At 63.4% G+C, this 22,068-nt stretch carries 21 protein-coding genes; 9 read left to right on the forward strand and 12 right to left on the reverse strand.

Going from position 1 to position 22,068, the window contains the following annotated elements; genetic code table 11:
* Positions 1-2: 2 nt before the first annotated feature.
* The 8 genes from paaE to ACTJK6_RS17375 all read right to left on the reverse strand — a co-directional run bounded on the left by paaE (position 3) and on the right by ACTJK6_RS17375 (position 6,742).
* A complete protein-coding gene (gene paaE / locus ACTJK6_RS17340; protein ID WP_440839653.1) occupies positions 3-1,103 on the reverse strand; it encodes a 1,2-phenylacetyl-CoA epoxidase subunit PaaE in 1,101 nt (366 codons plus the stop codon).
* 20 nt (positions 1,104-1,123) lie between these two features.
* The gene (gene paaD / locus ACTJK6_RS17345) at positions 1,124-1,636 is read right to left on the reverse strand and encodes a 1,2-phenylacetyl-CoA epoxidase subunit PaaD (RefSeq protein WP_440839654.1); all 513 of its coding nucleotides are present in this window, start codon (positions 1,634-1,636) and stop codon (positions 1,124-1,126) included.
* The gene (gene paaC / locus ACTJK6_RS17350; protein WP_316871647.1) at positions 1,630-2,430 is read right to left on the reverse strand and encodes a 1,2-phenylacetyl-CoA epoxidase subunit PaaC; all 801 of its coding nucleotides are present in this window, start codon (positions 2,428-2,430) and stop codon (positions 1,630-1,632) included. The genes paaD and paaC overlap by 7 nt, the downstream gene beginning before the upstream one ends.
* Positions 2,431-2,439: 9 nt before the next feature.
* Positions 2,440-2,727 carry a 1,2-phenylacetyl-CoA epoxidase subunit PaaB gene (gene paaB / locus ACTJK6_RS17355; protein ID WP_004635034.1) on the reverse strand — a complete coding sequence of 96 codons (288 nt, stop codon included), beginning with the start codon at positions 2,725-2,727 and terminating at the stop codon, positions 2,440-2,442.
* A 17-nt stretch (positions 2,728-2,744) separates the two neighbouring features.
* On the reverse strand, positions 2,745-3,764 hold the full coding sequence (gene paaA, locus ACTJK6_RS17360; protein ID WP_316871649.1) for a 1,2-phenylacetyl-CoA epoxidase subunit PaaA: 1,020 nt from the start codon (positions 3,762-3,764) through the stop codon (positions 2,745-2,747).
* Positions 3,765-3,927: 163 nt separating this feature from the next.
* Complete coding sequence (locus ACTJK6_RS17365) at positions 3,928-5,376, reverse strand: DHA2 family efflux MFS transporter permease subunit (RefSeq protein WP_440839655.1); 1,449 nt, start codon at positions 5,374-5,376, stop codon at positions 3,928-3,930.
* Positions 5,377-5,806: 430 nt separating this feature from the next.
* Positions 5,807-6,238 (reverse strand): VOC family protein, encoded by a 432-nt coding sequence (locus tag ACTJK6_RS17370; protein WP_232039219.1) that lies wholly within the window; start codon positions 6,236-6,238, stop codon positions 5,807-5,809.
* A 72-nt stretch (positions 6,239-6,310) separates the two neighbouring features.
* Complete coding sequence (locus tag ACTJK6_RS17375; protein WP_232039218.1) at positions 6,311-6,742, reverse strand: YybH family protein; 432 nt, start codon at positions 6,740-6,742, stop codon at positions 6,311-6,313.
* A gap of 139 nt (positions 6,743-6,881) precedes the next feature.
* Between ACTJK6_RS17375 and ACTJK6_RS17380 the strand changes: the two genes are divergently transcribed.
* Both ACTJK6_RS17380 and ACTJK6_RS17385 read left to right on the forward strand, forming a co-directional pair.
* Positions 6,882-7,526 carry a TetR/AcrR family transcriptional regulator gene (locus ACTJK6_RS17380; protein ID WP_232039217.1) on the forward strand — a complete coding sequence of 215 codons (645 nt, stop codon included), beginning with the start codon at positions 6,882-6,884 and terminating at the stop codon, positions 7,524-7,526.
* An 87-nt stretch (positions 7,527-7,613) separates the two neighbouring features.
* Positions 7,614-8,126 (forward strand): hypothetical protein, encoded by a 513-nt coding sequence (locus tag ACTJK6_RS17385; RefSeq protein ID WP_440839656.1) that lies wholly within the window; start codon positions 7,614-7,616, stop codon positions 8,124-8,126.
* A 45-nt stretch (positions 8,127-8,171) separates the two neighbouring features.
* On the opposite strand, the gene ACTJK6_RS17390 is transcribed toward ACTJK6_RS17385, so the two are convergent.
* A complete protein-coding gene (locus ACTJK6_RS17390; protein WP_092971204.1) occupies positions 8,172-9,116 on the reverse strand; it encodes a chemotaxis protein in 945 nt (314 codons plus the stop codon).
* A gap of 115 nt (positions 9,117-9,231) precedes the next feature.
* On the reverse strand, positions 9,232-10,137 hold the full coding sequence (locus tag ACTJK6_RS17395; RefSeq protein WP_440839657.1) for a LysR family transcriptional regulator: 906 nt from the start codon (positions 10,135-10,137) through the stop codon (positions 9,232-9,234).
* Positions 10,138-10,249: 112 nt separating this feature from the next.
* Here ACTJK6_RS17395 and ACTJK6_RS17400 point away from each other — a divergent pair, with 112 nt between their 5' ends.
* The 3 genes from ACTJK6_RS17400 (at position 10,250) to ACTJK6_RS17410 (ending at position 14,351) form a co-directional block, all read left to right on the forward strand.
* Entirely contained in the window at positions 10,250-11,311 is a 1,062-nt protein-coding gene (locus ACTJK6_RS17400; RefSeq protein WP_440839658.1) for an SDR family oxidoreductase, read from the forward strand.
* Positions 11,312-12,167: 856 nt separating this feature from the next.
* Positions 12,168-13,175 carry a GGDEF domain-containing protein gene (locus ACTJK6_RS17405; RefSeq protein ID WP_440839659.1) on the forward strand — a complete coding sequence of 336 codons (1,008 nt, stop codon included), beginning with the start codon at positions 12,168-12,170 and terminating at the stop codon, positions 13,173-13,175.
* 513 nt (positions 13,176-13,688) lie between these two features.
* Positions 13,689-14,351 carry a Crp/Fnr family transcriptional regulator gene (locus ACTJK6_RS17410; RefSeq protein ID WP_232039155.1) on the forward strand — a complete coding sequence of 221 codons (663 nt, stop codon included), beginning with the start codon at positions 13,689-13,691 and terminating at the stop codon, positions 14,349-14,351.
* 47 nt (positions 14,352-14,398) lie between these two features.
* On the opposite strand, the gene ACTJK6_RS17415 is transcribed toward ACTJK6_RS17410, so the two are convergent.
* Together ACTJK6_RS17415 and ACTJK6_RS17420 are read right to left on the reverse strand one after the other, a co-directional pair.
* A complete protein-coding gene (locus ACTJK6_RS17415) occupies positions 14,399-14,785 on the reverse strand; it encodes a hypothetical protein (protein WP_260803190.1) in 387 nt (128 codons plus the stop codon).
* Between the two features lie 155 nt (positions 14,786-14,940).
* Entirely contained in the window at positions 14,941-15,393 is a 453-nt protein-coding gene (locus ACTJK6_RS17420; protein WP_260803191.1) for a hypothetical protein, read from the reverse strand.
* A gap of 691 nt (positions 15,394-16,084) precedes the next feature.
* On the opposite strand from ACTJK6_RS17420, the gene ACTJK6_RS17425 reads away from it, so the two are divergent.
* The 4 genes from ACTJK6_RS17425 to pdeM are packed head-to-tail and all read left to right on the forward strand — an operon-like array spanning position 16,085 to position 22,030.
* The gene (locus ACTJK6_RS17425) at positions 16,085-17,113 is read left to right on the forward strand and encodes a ligase-associated DNA damage response exonuclease (protein WP_260803192.1); all 1,029 of its coding nucleotides are present in this window, start codon (positions 16,085-16,087) and stop codon (positions 17,111-17,113) included.
* Positions 17,110-18,756, forward strand: a complete 1,647-nt coding sequence (locus tag ACTJK6_RS17430) for an ATP-dependent DNA ligase (protein ID WP_322018523.1) — start codon at positions 17,110-17,112, stop codon at positions 18,754-18,756. The genes ACTJK6_RS17425 and ACTJK6_RS17430 overlap by 4 nt, the downstream gene beginning before the upstream one ends.
* Positions 18,753-21,368 carry a ligase-associated DNA damage response DEXH box helicase gene (locus ACTJK6_RS17435; RefSeq protein WP_440839661.1) on the forward strand — a complete coding sequence of 872 codons (2,616 nt, stop codon included), beginning with the start codon at positions 18,753-18,755 and terminating at the stop codon, positions 21,366-21,368. Before ACTJK6_RS17430 ends, ACTJK6_RS17435 begins: the two co-directional genes overlap by 4 nt.
* Positions 21,365-22,030 carry a ligase-associated DNA damage response endonuclease PdeM gene (gene pdeM / locus ACTJK6_RS17440; protein ID WP_440077961.1) on the forward strand — a complete coding sequence of 222 codons (666 nt, stop codon included), beginning with the start codon at positions 21,365-21,367 and terminating at the stop codon, positions 22,028-22,030. Before ACTJK6_RS17435 ends, pdeM begins: the two co-directional genes overlap by 4 nt.
* Positions 22,031-22,068: the final 38 nt, after the last annotated feature.

The raw sequence follows: 22,068 nt of genomic DNA on the forward strand, positions 1-22,068 counted from the left end.
GTTCAACGCTCGTCATAGCTGACCACCACGCGCTGCGTGAGCGGCCGCGCCTGGCAGGTCAGCACAAACCCCTGCTGGATCTCCCAGTCTTCCAGGGTGAAGTTCTTGTCCATCTCCACACGGCCTTCCAGCACCTTGGCACGGCACGTGCAGCACACGCCGCCCTTGCACGCATAGGGCAGATCCAGCCCCGCACTCAACGCACTGTCCAGCACCTTGGCGTCGCCCGCCATCGGCACCTCGTGCAATTTGCCATCGAGCACAACGGTGAGCGCGACATCGCCCGCCACGGCGGCATGCTTGCGCGGCTTGGCCACCGCCGTCGCGTCGCCCACCGGCACGCCAAAGCGCTCGGCATGCACGCGCTCGCGCGGCACACCGCGCTCGAGCAGCGCCGCCTCCACCGCATCGATCATCGTCGACGGGCCACAGATGAAGGCAGCATCGATATCGTCGGGCGGGATCAGCGTGTCCAGAAAAGCGCGCACCTTCGCGCCATCAAGCCGCCCGTTGAACAGCGCGATCTCCTGCGCCTGACGCGACAACACGTGATACAGGGCGAAGCGATCGAGGTAGCGGTCTTTCAAATCTTCGAGCGCTTCGCCAAAGATGATGCTGTCGACACTGCGATTGCCATAGACCAGCGTGAAGTGGCTCTGCGGCTCCGCCGCCAGCGTCGTCTTGATGAGCGAGAGGATGGGCGTGATGCCGCTGCCAGCCGCAAAGGCGACGTAGTGGCGGGCGCTGTCGGCTGCAAGCGGCACGTAGAAGCGGCCGTCTGGCGGCAGCACATCGAGCGTCTGGCCTACGCGGATGCGGTCGTGCAAGTGGTTGGAGAAGACCCCCGCATCGACACGCTTGACTGCCACACGCAACTCGCCGTGCGCGTCATAGTCCTGTACGGCGCAGCAGATGGAATACGAGCGCCGCAGTTCTTCGTGTCCGGGCAGTTGGCCCGGCGGTACGCGCAGCGTCAGGAACTGACCCTGCGTAAAGCGGTATGCGCTACGCAGATCGTTCGGCACGTCAAAGCGCACGGAAATCGTATCGGCCGTCTCGCCGCGCACTTCGGCAACACGCAAGGGGTGGAATTGCGGAGTCATGGCGATCGCGCTCAGGGGGCTTAGTAGGGCTTGAAATAGTCGAACGGCTCGCCACAGGCGCGGCAGCGGTACAGCGCCTTGCAAGCTGTCGAACCGAAGGCGGAGATGAGTACCGTATCGTGCGATCCGCATTGCGGGCAGGCGATGTGCTCGGCCTGCGTTGGGCGAGTAAGACGAATCGGGCGTGCACCATCCGCTTCGGCCGCATGTGCCGGCGGCGCAATACCAAAGTCGCGCAGCTTGCGGCGCCCTTCAGTCGTAATCCAATCGGTCGTCCATGCCGGCGACAGCACCGAGCGCACGCGATACGCACCCACGTCTGCCGCCTGCAACGCACGACTCACATCATCGGCAATTTGCTCCATGGCGGGGCAGCCGGAATACGTAGGCGTGATCGTCGCCACCAGTGTGCCGGCCTCGTCGAGCTGCACATCGCGCAGGATGCCAAGCTCGGCAATCGTCACCACGGGAATCTCCGGGTCGGTGACGGCCTCCAGCGCGATACGTGCGCGGGCCAACCGCTCGCTTACCACGATGCCCCCGGGAACTGGCGCGCCAGCCCCTGCATCTCGGCCAGCAGATAGCCCATATGTTCGGAATGCACGCCGTGCTTGCCGGTGCTGACATACGGGCCAGGCTCCGGCCAACGCAGCGTCGCCTCATCCAGCGCGTCACGCACGGTGGCTTCCCATGCGTCACGCAGGTCTGCCGGGCGCACGCCAATGCCGGCCTCGGCCACGGCAGTTTCAACATCGTCCGTGGCGAAGACTTCGTTGGTGTATGGCATCAGCCAATCGAGCGCGGCTTGGGCCCGCGCATGCGACTCATCGGTGCCATCACCGAAGCGCACAAGCCAATCACGCGTATGGGCGAGGTGGTAACGCATCTCCTTCACCGATTTGGCGGCAATGGCGGCCAGTTCGGTGTCGGTCGAACGCGTCAACGCTTCCCAAAGCGGCACCATCAATGCCGCGTACAGGAAGTGGCGGACGATGGTGACAGCGTAGTCGCGCGCGGCTGCCGAGGTCGCTACCATCGGCCCTGCGTGCGGCAGCTCCAGCAGCGTGTAATTGCGGAAAGCGGGCTCCGCACGCCAGTAGGCGTACTCATCCTCGGTGCGCGGTGTACCGGTAAGCCTGCCTTCGATCTGCCCCGCGCGCGTGTAGAGCAACCGCGCCTGGCCGATCAGGTCAAGACTCAGGTTGGACAGCGCGATGTCTTCTTCCAGCACGGGGCCATGGCCCGTCCATTCCGCGTTGCGCTGGCCGAGGATGAGCGCGTTGTCGGCCAGACGAAGGATGTATTGCAGATGCGCGTCAGAAGTCATCACCGCGGCTCACATGTGGTTGACTTCATCGGGCAGCCGATAGAACGTCGGGTGGCGATAGATCTTGTCGGCCATCGGGTCGAACAGCATCGGCTTGTCGTCGGGTTCGCTGGCAGTGATGGCGGCCGACGGCACCACCCAGATCGAGACGCCTTCCTGCCGGCGCGTGTAGACATCGCGCGCCATCTGCAGCGCCTGCTTGGCGTCTACCGCATGCAGGCTGCCGCAGTGCTTGTGCTCCAGGCCCTGCTTGCTGCGGATGAACACTTCCCACAGCGGCCATTCGTGTTGATGCATGGTGGGCTCCTTCCGGTTCAGGCAGCTTGTTGGTTGGCGGCGGCGCGTTCGGCCTGCTTGCGAGCGTAGGCGAGCGCGGCTTCGCGCACCCACTCGCCTTCTTCGTGTGCACGTTTGCGGGTGGCAAGGCGCTCGCGGTTGCAGGGGCCGTGGCCATCGAGCACGCGCTTGAATTCGGACCAATCGAGCGGCGAGAAATCGTAGTGGCCGCGGGCTTCGTTCCACGTGAGGCCGGGGTCGGGCAGCGTCACGCCGAGCACGCGCGCCTGCTCCACGGTGGCATCAACAAACCGCTGCCGCAGGTCGTCGTTCGAGATGCGCTTGATACCCCAGGCCATGGTTTGCGCGCTGTTGGGCGATGCGGTATCGGGCGGGCCAAACATCATCAGCACGGGAAACCACCAGCGGTTGACGGCTTCCTGCACCATGTCGCGCTGCGCCTGCGTGCCTCCCATCATCGTCAACAACGACTCGTAGCCCTGACGCTGGTGAAACGACTCTTCCTTGCAGATGCGGATCATGGCGCGCGCATATGGGCCATACGAACAGCGGCACAGCGGGACCTGATTCATGATCGCCGCGCCATCGACCAGCCAGCCGATCACGCCCACGTCTGCCCAAGAGAGCGTCGGGTAATTGAAGATCGACGAATACTTTGCGCGCCCCTCGTGCAGCGCGTCGATCATCTCGTCGCGTGAGCTGCCGAGTGTTTCTGCAGCGGAATAGAGATAGAGGCCGTGGCCCGCTTCGTCCTGCACTTTGGCCAGGAGGATAGCCTTGCGCTTGAGCGACGGCGCGCGGCTGATCCAGTTGCCCTCGGGCAGCATGCCCACCACCTCGGAATGCGCGTGTTGCGAAATCTGCCGCAGCAGCGTCTTGCGGTACGGCGCGGGCATCCAGTCTTGCGGCTCGATCTTGTGGTCGGCCCCGATGCGTGCATCAAAGCGCGCCTGCAACTCGGCTTCGCCTTGGGAGGCGGCGGCCAGTTCCTGCTCTGTGGGCAGACCGCCGGGCTGGTCGAGGCTTTGGGTGTACATGCGATCCTCCGGCCGCTTTTGGGCATGTGCACGGCACGTCATGCGCGCCGTGTTTTGGATGGATCGATTATAAACCGTCCGACCGGTCGGTCAATAACGGGTTTCACCGCATGCCTCGTTTGAGACATGCGGTGCGTCCTTCCCTCTCTTCTTTTCCAGCGACTTAAATTGGCGCTGCCGACGATGCTTCGTCCTGCGCCGCTCCGTGCGCGCGCGTGCGCACGAACACGCCCGCCAGCACCGAGCCGAGCACCGCTGCAACCGCGCCCAGCAGGAACGCGAGGTGATAGCCGCCATTCAGCGCGGTCGTGGCATCGGCCCCTGCCGCAGCCAGACCTTCGGTGCGCCCGGCAGCCAGACTTGCCAGGATGGCGAGGCCCAATGCGCCGCCCATCATGAACGAGGTGTTGACCACGCCCGACGCCAAGCCCGATTCATCCGGCGCCACATCGCTCATGGCAGCCAGCAGCACCGGGTTGAATGCGACACCGGCGCCCAAGCCCAGCAATAGCATGCCGGGCAGCACGTCCAGCACAAAGCTGCCGCCCGCAGGCGCGCGCGCAAACAGCACCAGCCCAATGCCTGCCACCAGCAAACCCACCGAGAGCGGCGCGCGAATGCCGAAGCGCATCACCAGCTTGGCCGACAAACCCAGCGAGAACACCGCCATGATGATGTTGGCCGGCAGGAAGGCCAGCCCCACCTGCATGGCGCTGTAGTCGAGCACGCGCTGCATGTACAGCGCCGAGATGAAGAACCACGCGAACATCGCCGCCGCCCACAACACGCCCACCACGTTGGCCGTAGCGACGTTGCGCAGAGCAAACATGTGCAGCGGCATCAACGGATGCGACACGCGAGATTCAATGATCAGGAACGCGATCATCAGCGCAATGGCCATGCCCAGCTGCGTTAGCGTTTGCGTGGACGTCCAACCGGCTTCGTTGCCATGCACGACGGCGTACACCGCCAGCATCAGGGATGCGGTCACGGCAATAGCACCCGCCACGTCCAGCTTCGTACGGTCGGCCAACGGCTTGCCCGCAGGCAACAACGCCACGCACGCGGCGTATACCGCCACACCAATCGGCAGGTTGACCAAGAAGATCCAGTGCCAACTCAGCGTGCTCGTCAGCAAGCCACCGAGCAACACGCCGATGCTGCCACCGCCCGCACACACAAAGCCGTAGATGCCCATTGCCTTGGCGCGGTCCGCCGGCGAAGTGAACAGATTCATGATGAGCGACAGCGACACCGCCGACACCACCGCGCCGCCCAGCCCCTGCACGGCGCGCGCCGTGATCAGCAGCCCTTGCGAATTCGCGAGCCCGCATGCGGCCGACGCCAGCGTGAACAGCGTGAGCCCGAGCAGGAACACCTTGCGATGTCCGAACAGGTCGCCCAGCCGACCACCCAGCAGCAGGCAGCCGCCAAAGGTCAGCATGTAGGCGTTGACGACCCACACGAGCGAGGTTTCGGTAAAGCCCAGGTCTGCCTGGATGGACGGCAGCGCAACGTTCACGATGGTCGTATCCAGCACGATCATCAGCACGCCCAGACAGAGCACGATGAGGGCAAGCCAGCGCTTGCGTTCGTCGATGCCATGCGTCATGGAGTCACTCCTATGCTTGGCTGCTGCGCCTGGATGTCGCTCAGAATTGCGCAGCCGATTTAAGGTTGGCGAGACCGGCTTCAAAGCCCTTGCCGGCCATCGCGTTCATACAGAAAAAGGCCCGTCAGCTTGGCGATGTGCCCGGCACAGCGGTCATCGCAACGACGATGCCCAACGCAATGATCTTCAGCATGAAGAGCGCTCCGGCAGATGGGGCAGCACGTGAATTGGACGCCTTTGCGTGGGCCAGACAAAGGGTCGCGGCCAGACCAGCCGGTCGTCACCAAGGGGGTGGTTTCGTTGATATTGGTAAGGCCCCGGTGATCGCGCAGTCTAGCACCGGACCATCGCCCTGCGCCAAGGCAAGCTTCCTACGATTTTGCGTAGCACGGCCACCGCCCGGTGGCCGCTTGCACACGCATTGCAGCAATTACATCGGCTTGGGCGCGATCACCATCCACGTGATGCCAAAGCGGTCGGTCACCATGCCGAATGCGTTGGCGAAAAACGTTTCGGACATCGGCATCGTGACTTGTCCGCCCTCGCCGAGTGCCTTGAATGTCCGCTCGGCAGTGGCGTTGTCGGGCACGCTGACGGACAACCCGAAACCCTTGAAATCCGTCTTGCCGCCGGCCATGCCGTCGGACGCCAGAATCTGGGTTTCGCCCACGCGGAAGGCGGCGTGCATCACCTTGTCGAGCGGGGGCGCCACGCCGCCGCATTGCTCGGCAGTGGGCTGCGCATCCTTGGGCGCATCCTTGTAGCGCATCACGACATCGACCTTGGCGCTGAGCGTTTTCTTGTAGAACTCCAGCGCTTCTTCACAACGACCTTCGAAGAACAGATACGGTTGAACTTGCATCACAACTCCTTGGGGTGGACTCGGGGGACTGCAAAGCCGCGCATTGCGCCACGCGGTCGGGGGAAACCTCGCTCAGCCGCACGCCGGTTCAGGCACCGGCATCGGCACCGACGCATGCTCGTGCACGACTTGCCAACGACCATCGCGCTTGCGGAAACACACGGTGGCGCGCGTCTGTGCATCGTGCTTCGCACCGTCGCGATAGCGCGCACGCAGGCGATTGATGCTGAAGCAATAGGCCAGATCGCCACTCACCTCAAGATGCAGCTCGGCGAACTGGAAATCGGCCTGGCCCTCAAGCGCATCGAACCAGCTTTGCCAGTTGCGGCGGTATGCGTCGACACCTTTGACGAACAGCGGCGGCATCACATCGAACACCACTACGTCGGGCGCGTAATGACGCATGACGGCGTCGATATCCTTGGCGCGGACGGCGGCAGCCCATGCGTCGATCAACGTGCGGAGCTCCGCTGCATCGTCCGTTGCAGCTGTGGCTAGGGTCATGTTGGCCTCCGAAAGATCTGTCGCAATAAAGGCTTGGAAATTTGCGAAGCAGCGCCTACGGTTGAATTGTGAACACTGTCCACAAACAGTAGCAGACATAATGGACGGTGTCCACATAGAACTTGCGGAGTTGCATTGCATGACCCAGGAACCACCCCGACCGCCCGTGCGCACCACGTATCGCCATGGCGACTTGCGGCGTGCGTTGCTCGACGCCGGCATTGAACTGGCGCGCGCGGGCGGGCCCGACGCCATCGTGCTGCGCGAAGCCACGCGCCGCGCGGGCGTGGTGCCGAATGCCGCCTACCGGCATTTCGCGGGGCGACAGGACCTGCTGCAGGCCGTCCGGGCAGAGGCATTGGCCGCATTGGCGCGCGCCATGGAAGCGGAGTTGGATGCCATCGACCCAACGTGGCCCGAGGATGTGCGCGCACGTGCGTCGCTACGCGCCATCGGCGTGGGTTATCTGCGGTTTGCGCAGTCGGAAACCGGCCTCTTTCGCACAGCCTTTGCGGTGCCCGATGAAGTAGAAAACGACGCGGACCCCGCCAAGGCCGGCAATAGCGGCCTGAACCCGTTCCAGTTGCTGAGCCTGGCGCTGGACCGGATGACCGCTGCCGGCGTACTGCCGGCCGAACGCCGCCCGGGCGCCGAATACCTCGCGTGGTCGGCGGTGCACGGGCTGGCCCTGCTCATCATTGATGGGCCGTTGCGCGGGCGCCCGCCCGAGCAGACCGGCGCCATTGCATTGCGTGTGGTGGAAATGGTGGAAAACGGCCTGTAGAGACTGCCAGACCGGCGGGCCGATGGAATATTGCCCGCACCCAAAGTGTTTACCATCAGCACAAGCCACACACACCGGAGAATCACCATGCAGATGCGACCAGGCAGATGGATCGGCGCCGCCGCGCTCGTGCTGAGCGCATGCGCGTCGCTCTCACCCATCCAGACAGCACAAAAGATGATTGGCCAGCCCGAAAGTGCCGTACGCGAGACCTTTGGCGCGCCCACCGAGACGTATCAACTGGCAAACGGCACGCACCGCTGGATCTATTCCAAGCAGCCGATGGGGCACGAAGTCTATGCCGCCGACTTTGATGCCAGCGGCAAGCTCACCAACTATCGGCAGATGCTGACGGAAAAGGAAATCTACGAGGCACGCCCTGGTGTGTGGACCAAACGCGATGTGCTTGAGCGCTTCGGCTCACCGAAAGAGCCGACGCAGTACTACCCTCTGATGAAGCGGGAGGCGTGGTCATATCGGATGTACGTGCTCGGGTATCAGCAGGCGCACTTCAACGCCCTCTTCGACGACAACGGCGTGCTCGATCGCACCATGATCGTCGTCGACCCGCTTGGCGGCGATCACCAGAGCCGCAAGTGATACACAGCCCTGGTGGCGCATTGCACGCCGCCAGGGCTTCAGGGCTTAGCCCAGCGCAGAAGCGATAGCCTGCGCGAGTTCGTTGGCTTCAAACTTGGCGACGTAGCCGTTGGCGCCAACACGGCGTACGTGGTCTTCGTTGGCCGAGCCCGACAGCGACGAGTGGATCACCACCGGAATCGACTGGAACGCCGGCTCGGTCTTGATCTTGCGCGTCAGCGTAAAGCCATCCATCTCTGGCATTTCCAGATCGGTCAGCACCAGCGCGATCTTGTCGCGCACGGTCTTGCCTTCGCGTGCGGCATCGCGCGCGATGTTCTGCAGCGTATCCCACGCTTCCTGCCCGCTCTTGGTCATCACGTATGGTGTGCCCATCGCTTCCAGGCCATTGGCGATCAGCGAGCGCGCGAGGCCGGAGTCATCCGCAACCAGCAGCTTGGCGCCCGGCGGCAGCTTGATCGGACGCTCGTCATTGTCGGGCGCCAGATCGGTGCGGCGCGTCGGGAACACATCCACCAGGATCTGCTCAACGTCGATCACCTGCGCCAGGCGCGAGTTGTCGGCGTTGCCGTCCAGGCGCGCCAGGCTGGTGATGTTGCTGCTGCCCACACTCGCCTCGGCCGGGAAGATCTGGCTCCATTCCAGGCGCACGATCTCGTCCACCTCTTCCACCGCAAAGCCCTGGGTGGAACGCGCGTATTCGGTAATCAGCAGGATGTTGGCATTGCCGTTCTTGGTGCCGATCACGCTGGCAAGGTCGATCACGGGAATAATCTGGCCGCGCACATTGACCGCACCCAGGATATGGGCGCCAGCATCGGCTACATGCGTCACGGGCGGCATGACCATGATCTCGCGCACCTTGAAGACGTTAATGCCGAACATTTCGCGCTGATTGGAACGCGCAGATTCGCCCAGGCGGAACAGCAACAGTTCAAAACGGTTGTTGTTTGTCAGATTGGTCCGTTCATCAACTTCGTGCTGCGACATTGTCTTCCCCCGTTCAAGCACACGTTATGTGGCGGTAAACGGCACGGCGTTTGGCAACTTGAAGGGGTTTTGCGAATGTGAAGGCCGCGCCCTTCCTGCGTGGGGAAACACAAGCCTAGGCAACCTTTAGGTGCGCGACCAGAAAATCGAGAAATGCCCGCACGCGCGCCGGCAGATGCGCTCCCTGACCGACATAGACGGCGTGGATGTCTTCGGTCTCGCCCGGGTTGTAATCCTCCAGGACGGGGACGAGACGGCCCGCCTCCAGATCGGCGCGCACCTGAAACTCGGCCAGGCGCGCCAAACCCAGGCCAGCGACCGCTACGGCGCGCAGCGCCTCGCCATCGCTGAGCTGCGTGTTGCCGTGTGGGGTGAATTCGGTGCGGCGACCGCGCTTGATAAAGGGCCAGGCGTTGCCGGCGCGAACGTAACTGAACGCCAGGCAATTGTGGTTTGCTAAATCAGCCGGCGTGCGTGGCGTGCCCGCGCGTGCCAGATACGCCGGCGACGCCACCACCATCAAGCGTGTCTGCCCCAGCTTGCGCGCCACCAGCCGCGAACTCTTCAGCGGACCACTGCGCAGCGCAACATCGGTGCGGTCTTCCAGCAGATCGACCACGCGATCCGTGAGCGCAATGTCGAGCGACACCTCCGGATGGCATGCCAGAAACGCCGGCACAATCGGCAGCAACAAATGCGTGCCGACCGGCACATTCGCATTGATGCGTAATCGCCCCGAAGGCTGCGCCCCGGCGGAAGCCTCGCGCTCGGCCTCTTCCAGATCGGCCAGTACCGTCACACTGCGCTCGTAAAACGCCATGCCCTCGGGCGTGAGTTGAAAGCGCCGGGTGGAACGGTTCACCAGCCTCGCGCCCAGCCGGGTTTCCAACCGCGCGACCAGTTTGCTCACCGCCGATGGCGTCATCCGGCAAGCGCGCGCCGCAGCGGAGAAACCGCCCTCTTCCACCACCCGCACGAAGACTTCCATTTCGCCAAAGCGATTGACATCAAGCCGCGACATTGTGATTTCAATTCATAGATGTTGTGCTTGCAGGCAGTCTATCGCACAGATTCGATCGTTCTCATACTGGCCGCCATTGCCATCGCTGCGTTGGGCTCAACCCAACACCAACATGACTGCACAGAACAAAGTCGCGCTCGTCGTGGGCGCACAAGGCGTGATCGGCCGCAACCTGATCGAGCACCTCGCCACATTGGACGACTGGCGCATCGTGGGCCTGTCGCGCCGCGGCGGAGAATCCACTGAGCGCATCCAACATGTGGCCGTCGACCTGCTCGACGCGGCCGGCACGCGCGCCAAGCTCCGCGCGCTTGGCGACGTTACCCACATCTTCTACGCCGCCTTTCAGGATCGTCCGACCTGGGCTGAACTGGTGCCGCCCAACCTCACCATGCTGACCAATGTGGTCGACGCCTTGGAAGCCGCGTCGCCACATCTCACGCACATCAGCCTGATGCAGGGCTACAAGGTTTACGGCGGCCACCTCGGGCCGTTCAAAACCCCGGCACGTGAAACCGATGCGCATTTCATGCCGCCCGAATTCATGTTCGATCAGCAGACCTTCCTGGAAGCACGACAGGGGGGCAAGGCGTGGACATGGTCGGCAATGCGCCCGTCGGTGGTCGGCGGCTTTGCGCTGGGCAATCCGATGAACCTTTCCGTGGCCATCGCCATGTACGCGTCGATCTCGAAAGAACTGGGCCTGCCGCTGCGCTTTCCCGGGAAACCCGGCGCTTACGACCACCTGCTGGAAATGACCGATGCCGGCCTGCTCGCCCGCGCCACCGTGTGGGCCGCCACCGACGCGCGCTGCGCCAACCAGGCCTTCAACATCAACAACGGTGACCTATTCCGCTGGAGCGAAATGTGGCCCAAGATCGCGCGGTACTTTGACCTGGAAGTCGCCCCACCGCTGCCCTTGTCGCTTGACACCGTCATGGCCGACAAGGCGCCGCTCTGGCAGAGCATGATCGCCAAGCATGGCCTGGCGAACACGCCCTACCGCGATGTGTCTTCGTGGCGCTTTGCCGACTTCGTCTTCTCGTGGGATTACGACATGTTCGGCGACGGCTCCAAGGCACGCCGCTTTGGCTTTCACGAATACGTGGAGACGGAGGCGATGTTCATGCGCATCTTCGACGACTTGCGCCAGCGCAGCATCATTCCGGGGTAGAGCGTCCGGATGCCTCCTCGGGGACGATGCACTGACCGATCCGGCTAGGGGGATGTCCCGACTCGGGTTTCCACAGGAAGGGTCGATATAGTGAAGGCGGGACGGTAGCTCATGGGTCGAGCGGCGACGGTTTACCGACGCAGGCAGGCAGGTTCAAATCCTGTACGTCCCACCATCTCATGATTTATTGAGGATCAACAAAACTGTGCCGTTAAGCATAAAGTGGCCATTTGGACAGGTTATGGTTGTTTACCCGTTCGGCCACGTTATGCTTTATCGGCGCGGCGCATCTTAACGCGCGAGTCCTCAAACGGTCGCAAAACCGACGGGCAAAAACAGCCGGCCAATGGCCGGCTTTTGTCTTGACGTCTCACTCTTCGGTGACCTTCAGTCCGCCGCGATACGCTCTCCTTCGAAGCAGCGTGCGTGACTTCGCAAACGGCTCGAAAATCTAGCAGAGCCGGGAGAATACTGTTCACGCTGTCGCCGCTGACCGTTTCGAGACAAATGGCGGCGCGCCCGACAACAGGACTTGCCGCTTCAAATTGGACGGGATTCGAATGATCAGAAGGCCCCTTCGCGAACGTATTCAGGGCTGTCTCGCATCGCCTCGACGCGCTCCCGATCGGACGAAATCGCTGACGAACTCGCACTGCTGAGGAAATCGCACGTGCGGCTGGACCCCGGGGGTAAACAGGCCGCGTCTGCAGGCGTGCGCAACCCCACCAATTCACTACGTCGGCAGATGAACTTCAGCGCCTGTGCTTCAACTACACTCGACTAAAAGGAGAAAGGTTGTGGCTTGCGAGTTGATATGAGATGGGCAGATTTACTTGGTGTTAGCGGAGCCCGGCGTTTGAGCGCCGTTGAAAGGCTGCCGGAGTATGAGCAAGCGCTGTTGCGGATCTACCTGGGCCCGCTGCCCTTCCTGGCCTATGGAGTCGTTGCGTTCATCCAACCAACGCCTGAGGCCCACCGAACGCTATTGGCATGTCTTTTTTATGTCGTATTCAGCGTCGGTACGTATATAGCTGTCAATGCACTGTCCGGCCCATCGCGCACACGGTTAGTCACAACCACCGTCATGGACCAGGCTTCGGTGGTGATGATTCTTGCCGCAGGCGGCCGGATAGCATTGCCCATGCTCTGGGCCTTCTTCTGGTTTTTGGTAGGCGCAGGATGTCGCCATGGCAAACGCATGTTGGCACTCTCCTGCACTGTCGCGCTTGCTGGCATTGCAGCGCTCATGCGATGGGCGCCGTGGTGGCAAGAGAACTTTTCCGCCGCGCTAGGCATCGCCTTTGGTGTTACCGCAACCTCGATCTATTTGTCAGTGCTGGTCAACAGGCTCGAGAAGCGAGCCGCTACCGACCCTTTGACTGGACTGAGCAATCGCAAGAGCCTTGAGAAGACCATCGCGCGCGTACTGTGTGGTCATGATGGCGAAGCGGAACGAACGGCCCTGTTGCTCATTGATTTGGACGGGTTCAAACAAGTCAACGACGCATATGGGCACGGAGTAGGAGACTTGCTGCTGCAACGCTTTGCCCAAGCCTTGCAAGCTCGCATGCGTCGGGGCGATACGCTCTCCCGCTTGGGAGGCGACGAGTTCGTGATTCTGGCGCGCGACCTTGATAGCAAGACAGACGCCCAAGCCATTGCAGATGATGTCCAGTCGGTACTGAATGCGATTCAAACCGTTGATGGACATCCTGTTTCTGTGTCGGCCAGCATCGGCGTCTATCTGTTTTCAACCGGCACGGGAGGCAAACCGCTCGACATTCCTGCCATCATGCGCCGCGCAGATAATGCGATGTATCGTGCGAAGACCGTCGGCAAGAACCACACCGTGTTCTCCGACTAGCAGGTCCTGTGAGATGGTGGGGGAGCGGAAAACGCGCTCGCTTCCAAATGCGATCCGCTGCCGTTGCCGGATCTTTAACGGCCCGAACAGGCGAAGACATCCACCGCATTGATTTCAAGTCATCCCATGAGAAAAAGTCTACTGCCCTAAGGGGGGGTGGTTCACTAGTGCACCTGCTGTCGAATAGACAACGTCACTGTCTTCCAGGCACATGGAGCCACGTGGCAGGGCTGAGAGATCTTTCGCGCGAATCGTAAGCCAACTCCCCCCCGATATCTCGACACACCTGCGCAACGAATTTGCGCGCCGCGACTGACCGATCACACCGAAAGGCGCGAATGACCGCGCGCGCGTAAGGGCATGTATCCGATATCTGACGTGGCAACATGAAGTTCTCTGAGCGGCGGCCGATAACACCATTGTCTTCCCCCCAAAATGCCCCCCATGTCCGAGAGCGCCCCCAATCAAGGCTGTACCACGTGTCGGAACGGTCACCTTTGCCTTTCGCGCGGTTTGAACGCCCGTGAAGCCGCGCTGGTAGAAGACATCGCACAGCGAAAAATCCGGGTAAAGAGAGGCGAGTCAATCTTCCGCTCCGGCGATCCCCTGGATGAAATCTACGCGGTGAAATACGGTACGTTCAAGCTGACGCTTGGCACAGCCGAAGGCCGCGAGATGATTGCCGCGTTCTACCTGAGCGGCGACATATTCGGCGCGGATGGATTCGAATCGGATACCCGAACCTCAACCGCGATTGCATTGGAAGACTCGGAGGTGTGCGCCGTATCGTGGAAGCACCTTGCCGAGTTAGCACAGCAAGAAGGTGCGATTCAAAAACTGGTTACGCAGATCTTCAGCGCGCGCATCGGCCGCAAACAACGGCTGATGCTCTGTCTCGGATCCATGCGCTCGGAGGAACGCGTCGCCAGTTTCTTGCTCGATCTTTCGGAGCGCCTGAAAGAGCGGGGCTTTTCCGATCGGCACATTATTCTGCGCATGAGTCGCGAAGAGATTGCCGAGCACCTAGCCATGCAGCTCGAAACCGTGAGTCGAATTTTCAGTTCGCTCGCGCGCGAGGGCATTTTGCGGGTCAATCATCGCGAAATTCAGATATTGGACATCCAGGGGCTGGCGACGGTCTCACAGGCAGGTGTTCAGAAAAATCGTGCCTTCTAAGATCGTTTGCTTGCGGGTTGGCTCGTGAATACCGACGCAAAGAGCCATCAGGACCGTTGTAAATCGACGCTCGGACGAAAGATGCCTCCCGGCACAAGCGCGCAGATATCGAAGCCCATATCGTTGTCGCCAGTCTCTTCCGCGCCCTCGAGCGCCCAGTTCGCCCAATCCTTCAATCGCCCGCAGGTACTTGCTCGAGCGTCGATCGACTGGTGAAAGTAGATCTGCAACATCAACTCCGTCAGGTGAAATGAAAATGAATTGACCTGCTTGTCGCCTCGCGGGCCTTCTACGATCCACCACGCGTGTACATCGATTCCGCCCAGTTCATCGCCTTCAAGCCGCAAGACGGCCCGACGAGGCAGCGTTTCTGCTAGCGCATCTTGGAGTTCACGTAGACAAGTCCTTTCGGCTTCGTTGATCCGCTCGCGCATAAGACCTCCGCAGTTCCGCGCGCCCATACTCTCGGGCCGCTATTCGAAGGTAGCTGCTGCGCACCCCTGTGCCTTGACGGCGCACAATCAACCGGCGTTTAGAAGGCAGATCGGTGGGCAGACACACGTCAAGAACCTGCGGATAGAACTGCCGCTCACGTCAATGGCGGCAGGGATGCGCCCCGATGAAGCGAAAAATCGTGTTCTCGATCCTGCCGCCCCACACGAATGGCGTCTCTCTCATCAAGAAAGAAGCCGTTTGGCACGGTGAGCACCAGGTCGTAGCCCGTGTCTGCGCACTGTTCTCCGCCGTGGAATTCCAACTGGACGGACAGCCATTCGCTCACCCGCCGACAGATCTCTTCCCGTCTTGGATGATTGAATCGGCAGTACGCCTTGGCCTCAGCCACACTGAAATGCACCGCCAACGTGCATTCCTGCCGATTGCCACGGGCTGTAGACATGGTCCACTTCGCTGCCACGTCGTAGCCACCGCAATTGGCACGAGTCGAATTGACGAGGGCCCCTCTGGCTAACGCACGGGACACTGAGGACTCCAGTTCCCAAAGCGTGGCGGCGACCACCTCATCTGGTTGTTGTTCAAGCATGACGTTTCCCCGTTTTCAGCCTATTGGATGGCTCTTTCTAATAGCACTCCACGGTAAGCCGACGCCGGCCTTCGTTGGCTGATACAGATCAACCTCTGGATCTGTCGCGCAGCACCTGAGAAATGACGCTCGCGATTATCCAGCGCTCCAAGACCGCCGATCGTCCCTTTTTCCCCTCTATTGCAGAAATGGCCGACCGCCTCCGTTGCCCGGAAAGCCAATCGCTCCGCGCCCACCGGCGAAGAGCCCTGGCATGCCGGCTGCTTCCGCCCACGGGAGCGCAACGGAGGCCACGCATGCATTACGCATTACAAGTGACAAAACGAACAGCAGCTGGTTGGCTGTTCTTCCTGGCATCGACGGGCTGCGGCGGACTTTCGCTTGCGCAGCCTACTGAGCCGCGCCCGGCATCGCCAGACGTCGCTCCAGCAGCCCCACCGAAGACCGCAAAACATTCCTTGTCGCGATATCCGGACACCATGCCGGCCTCCGCGCCTGATCCGTCTACGCCGCCGGCCGCGTCTGCCTCCTCAGGAGCGGGCGGGACTGGCGGCATCACTGGGCCTTCGGGCAACAGTGCCGCCGCAGGCCCCGGCGGCCCGGCCGACATGCGTGGCGAGCCTGCGCATAAGCAGCCATTGCGTTAATGTTGTCGCCAAAACCTGATAGGGGTCTCGAATGAGAGCGAGTGATGACCAGCGCAGCGGAACTGATCGTGACAACGCCCAAAGGCTTGTACTGCCCAGTAGGCGACTTCTACATTGACCCTTGGCGGCCGGTTGACCGCGCCGTCATCACGCACGCCCACAGTGACCACGCCCGCATCGGGCACCAGCATTACCTCGCTGCCGCCCCTGGTGCGGGCGTGCTGCGTGCGCGCCTGGGTGACAACATCCCCCTGCAGACGCTGTCGTACGGCGAATCCATCGTCCATCACGGCGTCCGGTTGAGCTTTCATCCAGCAGGGCACGTGCTGGGCTCTGCGCAGGTGCGGCTGGAATACGGTGGCGACGTGTGGGTCGTATCTGGCGACTACAAGGTCGAGGCGGATAGCACCTGCACGCCGTTCGAGCCCGTGCGCTGCAATACATTCATCACCGAATCCACATTCGGACTGCCGATCTACCACTGGCGGCCGCAGACGGAGATCTTTGCGCAGCTCAACGCATGGTGGCGGGAGAATGCCGAGGCGGGCCGCGCGAGCGTCGTGTTCTGCTATGCGTTCGGAAAGGCTCAGCGCATTCTGTCGGGGCTCGATACCGGCATCGGGCCAATTGTTTCGCACGGCGCCATGCTGCAGTTGGACGCCGCCTATCGGCACGCGGGCGTGGCGCTCCCACCCACGCAACTGGCGGCCGACGTGCCCCGCGCTGAATTGCGACGCGCACTCGTGCTGGCACCGCCCTCCGCCCAACGCACACCGTGGATGCGCCGTTTTGGCGACTATGCCGATGCCTTTGCCAGCGGCTGGATGCAGCTTCGCGGGGCACGCCGGCGGCGCGGCGTCGATCGCGGCATCGTGCTGTCCGATCACGCAGACTGGCCCGGCTTGCTGCAAGCCATTGATGCCACGGGCGCCACGCGGGTCTATGTCACGCATGGCCAGGTCGCGCCGATGGTGCGCTGGCTATGCGAGCGCGGCCTGGATGCGCGCGCCTTCGCCACCGAGTATGGCGACGAAGGCGAAGAAGTCGAACCAGCGGCCCCTCCCGCGCCATGAAAGCCTTTGCCGACCTGTACGCGCAGCTCGACGCCACCACATCGAGCAACGGCAAGTTGGCCGCACTGGTGGCCTACCTGCGCACCGCGCCCGATGCCGACGCAGCCTGGGCGGTCTACTTCCTGGCCGGCGGCAAGCCCCGCCAGTTGGTGCCCGCGCGCGTGCTCGCCAGCTTTGCGCAGACCACATCCGGCCTGCCCGAATGGCTGTTTGACGAGTGCTACCAAGCCGTAGGCGACCTGGCCGAGACCATCGCCCTCGTCCTGCCCGATGCAGATCACGCAGACGACACCAGCCTGGCCGAGTGGATGGAAGCCCGCCTGCTGCCGTTGCGCGGGCAGCCGCCCGAGCTGGTGCTGCCTCGCCTGGCTGCACTGTGCCGCGGCCTTCCGCTGAAAGCGCGGCTGGTGTTGATGAAGCTGATCACGGGGGCGTTTCGTGTGGGGGTGTCAAAACTGCTGGTCACGCGCGCACTGGCCGAAGTGGGCGGCACCGATCCCAAGCACGTCGCGCAACGGCTGATGGGCTATACCGATATCGGCCAAGCGCCCACGGCCGAGCGCTATCGCGCGCTGCTGGCCGATGCCAGTGTCGACGGCCAAGCGCTCGATACCGGCCACCCGTATCCGTTCTTTCTCGCGCACCCGCTACAGGCCGAGGTGGACGCCTTCGACACACTGCTCGGCACGCCCGCTGACTGGCAAATCGAATGGAAGTGGGATGGCATCCGCGCACAGCTCGTGCGTCGCGCCGACAGCGCATGGCTGTGGTCTCGCGGCGAGGAACTCATCACCGAGCGCTTTCCCGAACTGTCCTCCATGGCGGAGGCGCTGCCTTCTGGCACCGTGCTCGACGGCGAGATCGTGGTGTGGCAAGAGGGCCGCGTGCAGCCCTTTGCGCTGCTTCAGCAACGCATCGGCCGCAAGACGCTGAACGCGCGCGTGCTGCGAGAAGCGCCGGCGGTGCTCCTGGCGTATGACCTGCTGGAATGGCAAGGGCAGGATTTGCGCGAGCGCACGCAAAGCGAGCGGCGCGTACAACTTGAACGCGTGATTGCCGAATACATTCATCCGGCGCTGGAGCTGTCTCCGCTGCTGTACGGCGACGATTGGCACCACCTTGCGCGCCAGCGTGAAGCCTCGCGCGAGCTCGGCGTGGAGGGGCTGATGCTCAAGCGGCGCGACGCGCGCTACGGCGTGGGGCGCACCAAGGATGTGGGCGTCTGGTGGAAGTGGAAGATCGATCCGTTCTCGGTGGATGCCGTCCTGATCTATGCGCAGCGCGGCCACGGCCGGCGCGCGAGCCTCTACACCGACTACACCTTTGCCGTATGGGATGCACCGCCTGAGGTGCCCGAGCGCAAGCTGGTGCCATTTGCCAAGGCGTACTCGGGCTTGAGCGACGCGGAGATCCGCAAGGTCGACGCGCTCATCCGCAAGACCACGGTTGAAAGTTTTGGCCCCGTGCGCAGCGTGACCCCAACGCTGGTGTTTGAACTCGGCTTTGAAGGCATTGCGCGCAGCGCGCGCCACAAGAGCGGCATCGCGGTACGGTTTCCGCGCATGCTGCGCTGGCGCCATGACAAGCCGGTCGCAGAAGCCGATACATTGCAGGCACTGGAAAGCCTGCTGCCTCCGCCATGAACGAACCCCCAATGCCCGATCTTGATGCGTGGTTTGCCGCGCGTGGCTGGACGCCAATGCCATTCCAGCGCACCGTGTGGTCGGCCATGGCACGCGGTGAATCGGGCCTGCTGCACGCCACCACGGGGGCGGGAAAAACCTATGCGGTGTGGCTCGGCGCGCTACAGCGGTTGGCGCAGGTGCGCGGGCGCGGCGGCGCGCCGCCTTTGTCGGCGCTGTGGCTCACGCCCATGCGTGCGCTGGCGGCCGACACCACGCGGGCATTGAACGAAGCTGCACAGGCGCTGGCACCGCACTGGACGCTCGGGCTGCGCACCGGCGACACCGGCAGCGCCGAGCGTGCCGCGCAATCGCGCCGCTTGCCCACGGCCCTGGTGACAACACCCGAAAGCCTGTCGTTGCTGCTCGCGCGTGCCGATGCGCGTGAGGCGCTCGGCTCGGTGCGCGTGGTGATCGTGGATGAATGGCACGAACTGGTCGGCAACAAGCGTGGCGTGCAGGTGCAATTGGCGCTGGCACGGTTGCGCGCGTGGTCGCCGGGGCTGGTCGTGTGGGGCCTCTCCGCCACGCTGGGCAACCTGCCGGAAGCCATGGACGCGCTGGGCGATGCGGCGGCGCCCAGCGCCGGCACGCTGGTGCAAGGCCACCTGCCCAAGCGCATGGAGATCGATACGTTGCTGCCGGATGGTGTGGGCCGGTTTCCGTGGGCCGGACACCTGGGCATGGCGATGCTGCCCCACGTGCTTGAGGAGCTGGAAAGTGCCCGCACCGCGCTGGTGTTTCTCAATACGCGCTCGCAGGCGGAGCTGTGGTATCAGGCCGTCATCAATGCGCGGCCGGAGTGGGCGGGGCTCATCGCGTTGCATCACGGCTCGCTGGACCGCGCAACGCGCGATTGGGTCGAGACCGGGCTCAAGCAAGGCATGCTCAAGGCGGTGTTCTGCACGTCGAGCCTGGATTTGGGTGTGGACTTTCTGCCGGTGGAACGCGTCCTGCAGATCGGCTCACCCAAGGGCGTGGCGCGCCTGTTGCAGCGTGCAGGGCGATCTGGCCATGCACCCGGCCGGGCTTCTCGCGTGACGGTGGTGCCCACCCATAGTCTTGAGCTCGTGGAAGGCGCGGCCGCGCGCGCGGCCGCCATGTCGGGCCACGTGGAAGCCCGCACCTCGCCGCATAAACCGCTTGATGTGCTGGTCCAGCATCTGGTGACGGTGGCACTCGGGGGCGGCTTCGTACCCGAGGCGCTGTTGCAGGAAGTGCGCCGGGCATGGGCCTACCGAGATCTGCGCGACGACGAGTGGCAATGGGCGCTCGACTTCGTGCGGCAAGGCGGCCACTCGCTCACGGCGTATCCCGACTACCACCGCGTCACGCCCGATGAACATGGTATCTGGCGCGTGCCCGACGCACGGCTCGCGCGGCGGCACCGCATGAGCATCGGCACCATCGTCAGCGATGCAACGATGACCGTGCGCTGGTGGCGCGCTTCCGGCGGCGGTGCGCTGGGCTCGATCGAGGAAGGTTTCATTGCGCGGCTGCGCCCCGGTGACAACTTCCTGTTTGCGGGCCGCCTGCTGGAGCTGGTGCGCGTGCAGGACATGACAGCCTATGTGCGGCGCGCCACCGGCAAACGCGCTGCCGTGCCGCGCTGGAACGGTGGTCGCATGCCGCTTTCCACCGAGCTGGCGCACGCAGTGGTGACGCAACTCGATGCGGCGGCACATGCGCGTTTCGACAGCCCCGAAATGGAAGCCGCGCGCCCGCTGCTGGAGCTGCAGGCGCGCTGGTCTGCGCTGCCCACCACGGCAACGCTGGTGGCCGAAACCCTGCACTCCCGCGAAGGCTGGCATCTCTTTCTCTACCCGTTTGCCGGGCGGCATGCGCACCTGGGGCTGGCAAGCTTGCTGGGCTGGCGCGCCGCCAATCGCACGCCGGCCACGTTTTCCCTGGCGTTCAACGACTACGGCCTCGAACTCCTGTCGGCCACGCCCATCGACTGGCCCGCGCTGCTGGCCAGCGGCGAACTCTTCGCGACCCACACGCTCATGCAGGATGTGCTGGCCAGCCTCAACGCCGGAGAACTGGCGCAGCGCCGCTTTCGCGAGATTGCACGCGTATCGGGGCTCGTGTTTCAGGGCTACCCCGGTGCGCACAAAAGTACCCGCCAGTTGCAGGCTTCATCCGGTTTGTTCTATGAAGTCTTCCGGCGCCACGACCCCGGCAACCTGCTGCTCTCGCAGGCAGAAACCGAAGTGCTGCGCCAGGAGCTGGACCTCGACCGCATCGAAGCCGCCCTCATCCGCATGCGCGGTTTGCGGCTCGAACTGTGCGCGCTGAAGCGGCCTTCGCCGTTCGGCTTTCCGTTGATGGTGGAGCGGTTTCGCGAGCAACTCTCGACCGAGAAGCTCGCCGATCGGATCGCCCGCATGCTGGCCGAAGCAGAACGCGCTGCCGGCCCCGAGCCGACCGATCCGGATGCCGCAACGCGGCCAGACATCGAGACAGACGTACAGGCCGCGCTGCGCCTGACCGATTCGCCCGACACCGCGGGCAAATCCAGCCGCCGCACGCGCCGGCCGCGCAAGACATCGAAGCCGCTGCCACTGCTATGACCTCTGCTCAAGACCTCGTCATCCAATGCGCGGGCGAGACCGTATGGCTCCTGCCCGAGCGCGCGCTGTGGTGGCCCGCGCAACGCATGCTGATGGTGGCCGACGCGCATTTCGGCAAGGCGGCAACCTTCCGTGCGCGCGGTGTGCCGGTGCCCGCCGGAAGCACAGTCCAGGCTATCGCCCGCCTGGATGCCATGCTGGCGCGGTTACCCGTCGCACATATTGCATGGCTGGGCGACCTGCTCCACGCGCGCGAGGCACACGGTGCAATCGACGCGCTCGTCGCGTGGCGCATACGGCACGCCGACATGGCCTGCACGCTGGTCCGCGGCAACCACGACCGCCATGCGGGCGACCCGCCTGCGGACCTGCAATTCAACGTGGTGGAAGAGCCGTGGGAGATCGGCCCCTTCGCGCTATGCCATGAGCCGCAAGTGGTGCCCGATCGCTACGTCATTGCCGGTCACGTGCACCCGGGCGTGGTCATCAGCGGACGCGGAAAAGATCGGCTCCGGCTACCGTGCTTCCGCTTCGGGCAACGCGGAGCGCTGCTACCCGCGTTCGGCGAGTTCACAGGGTTGTGGACCGCACCTGTTGCGGCCGGGGAAGCGCTCTACGGAGTTGTGGACGACCGCGTTTGGCCGCTACCGGGTTTGAGCTAGACACGACTTCCACAACTTCGCCCATCGTTTCATGACCG

The sequence above is a fragment of the Ralstonia sp. 22086 genome (genome assembly GCF_052045975.1).
GTDB classification, from domain to species: Bacteria; Pseudomonadota; Gammaproteobacteria; order Burkholderiales; family Burkholderiaceae; genus Ralstonia; species Ralstonia wenshanensis.

Bases quoted from the DNA above. Each gene is read 5' to 3' on its own strand.
- ACTJK6_RS17395 (WP_440839657.1), bottom strand. From the start codon at position 10,137: ATGTCGCGGCTTGATGTCAATCGCTTTGGCGAAATGGAAGTCTTCGTG.
- paaC (WP_316871647.1), bottom strand. From the start codon at position 2,430: ATGACTTCTGACGCGCATCTGCAATACATCCTTCGTCTGGCCGACAAC.
- ACTJK6_RS17390 (WP_092971204.1), bottom strand. From the start codon at position 9,116: ATGTCGCAGCACGAAGTTGATGAACGGACCAATCTGACAAACAACAAC.
- paaB (WP_004635034.1), bottom strand. From the start codon at position 2,727: ATGCATCAACACGAATGGCCGCTGTGGGAAGTGTTCATCCGCAGCAAG.
- paaE (WP_440839653.1), bottom strand. From the start codon at position 1,103: ATGACTCCGCAATTCCACCCCTTGCGTGTTGCCGAAGTGCGCGGCGAG.
- ACTJK6_RS17380 (WP_232039217.1), top strand. From the start codon at position 6,882: ATGACCCAGGAACCACCCCGACCGCCCGTGCGCACCACGTATCGCCAT.
- ACTJK6_RS17370 (WP_232039219.1), bottom strand. From the start codon at position 6,238: ATGCAAGTTCAACCGTATCTGTTCTTCGAAGGTCGTTGTGAAGAAGCG.
- ACTJK6_RS17365 (WP_440839655.1), bottom strand. From the start codon at position 5,376: ATGACGCATGGCATCGACGAACGCAAGCGCTGGCTTGCCCTCATCGTG.
- ACTJK6_RS17430 (WP_322018523.1), top strand. From the start codon at position 17,110: ATGAAAGCCTTTGCCGACCTGTACGCGCAGCTCGACGCCACCACATCG.
- paaA (WP_316871649.1), bottom strand. From the start codon at position 3,764: ATGTACACCCAAAGCCTCGACCAGCCCGGCGGTCTGCCCACAGAGCAG.
- ACTJK6_RS17415 (WP_260803190.1), bottom strand. From the start codon at position 14,785: ATGCGCGAGCGGATCAACGAAGCCGAAAGGACTTGTCTACGTGAACTC.
- ACTJK6_RS17400 (WP_440839658.1), top strand. From the start codon at position 10,250: ATGACTGCACAGAACAAAGTCGCGCTCGTCGTGGGCGCACAAGGCGTG.
- pdeM (WP_440077961.1), top strand. From the start codon at position 21,365: ATGACCTCTGCTCAAGACCTCGTCATCCAATGCGCGGGCGAGACCGTA.
- ACTJK6_RS17435 (WP_440839661.1), top strand. From the start codon at position 18,753: ATGAACGAACCCCCAATGCCCGATCTTGATGCGTGGTTTGCCGCGCGT.
- ACTJK6_RS17385 (WP_440839656.1), top strand. From the start codon at position 7,614: ATGCAGATGCGACCAGGCAGATGGATCGGCGCCGCCGCGCTCGTGCTG.
- ACTJK6_RS17425 (WP_260803192.1), top strand. From the start codon at position 16,085: ATGACCAGCGCAGCGGAACTGATCGTGACAACGCCCAAAGGCTTGTAC.
- ACTJK6_RS17420 (WP_260803191.1), bottom strand. From the start codon at position 15,393: ATGCTTGAACAACAACCAGATGAGGTGGTCGCCGCCACGCTTTGGGAA.
- ACTJK6_RS17375 (WP_232039218.1), bottom strand. From the start codon at position 6,742: ATGACCCTAGCCACAGCTGCAACGGACGATGCAGCGGAGCTCCGCACG.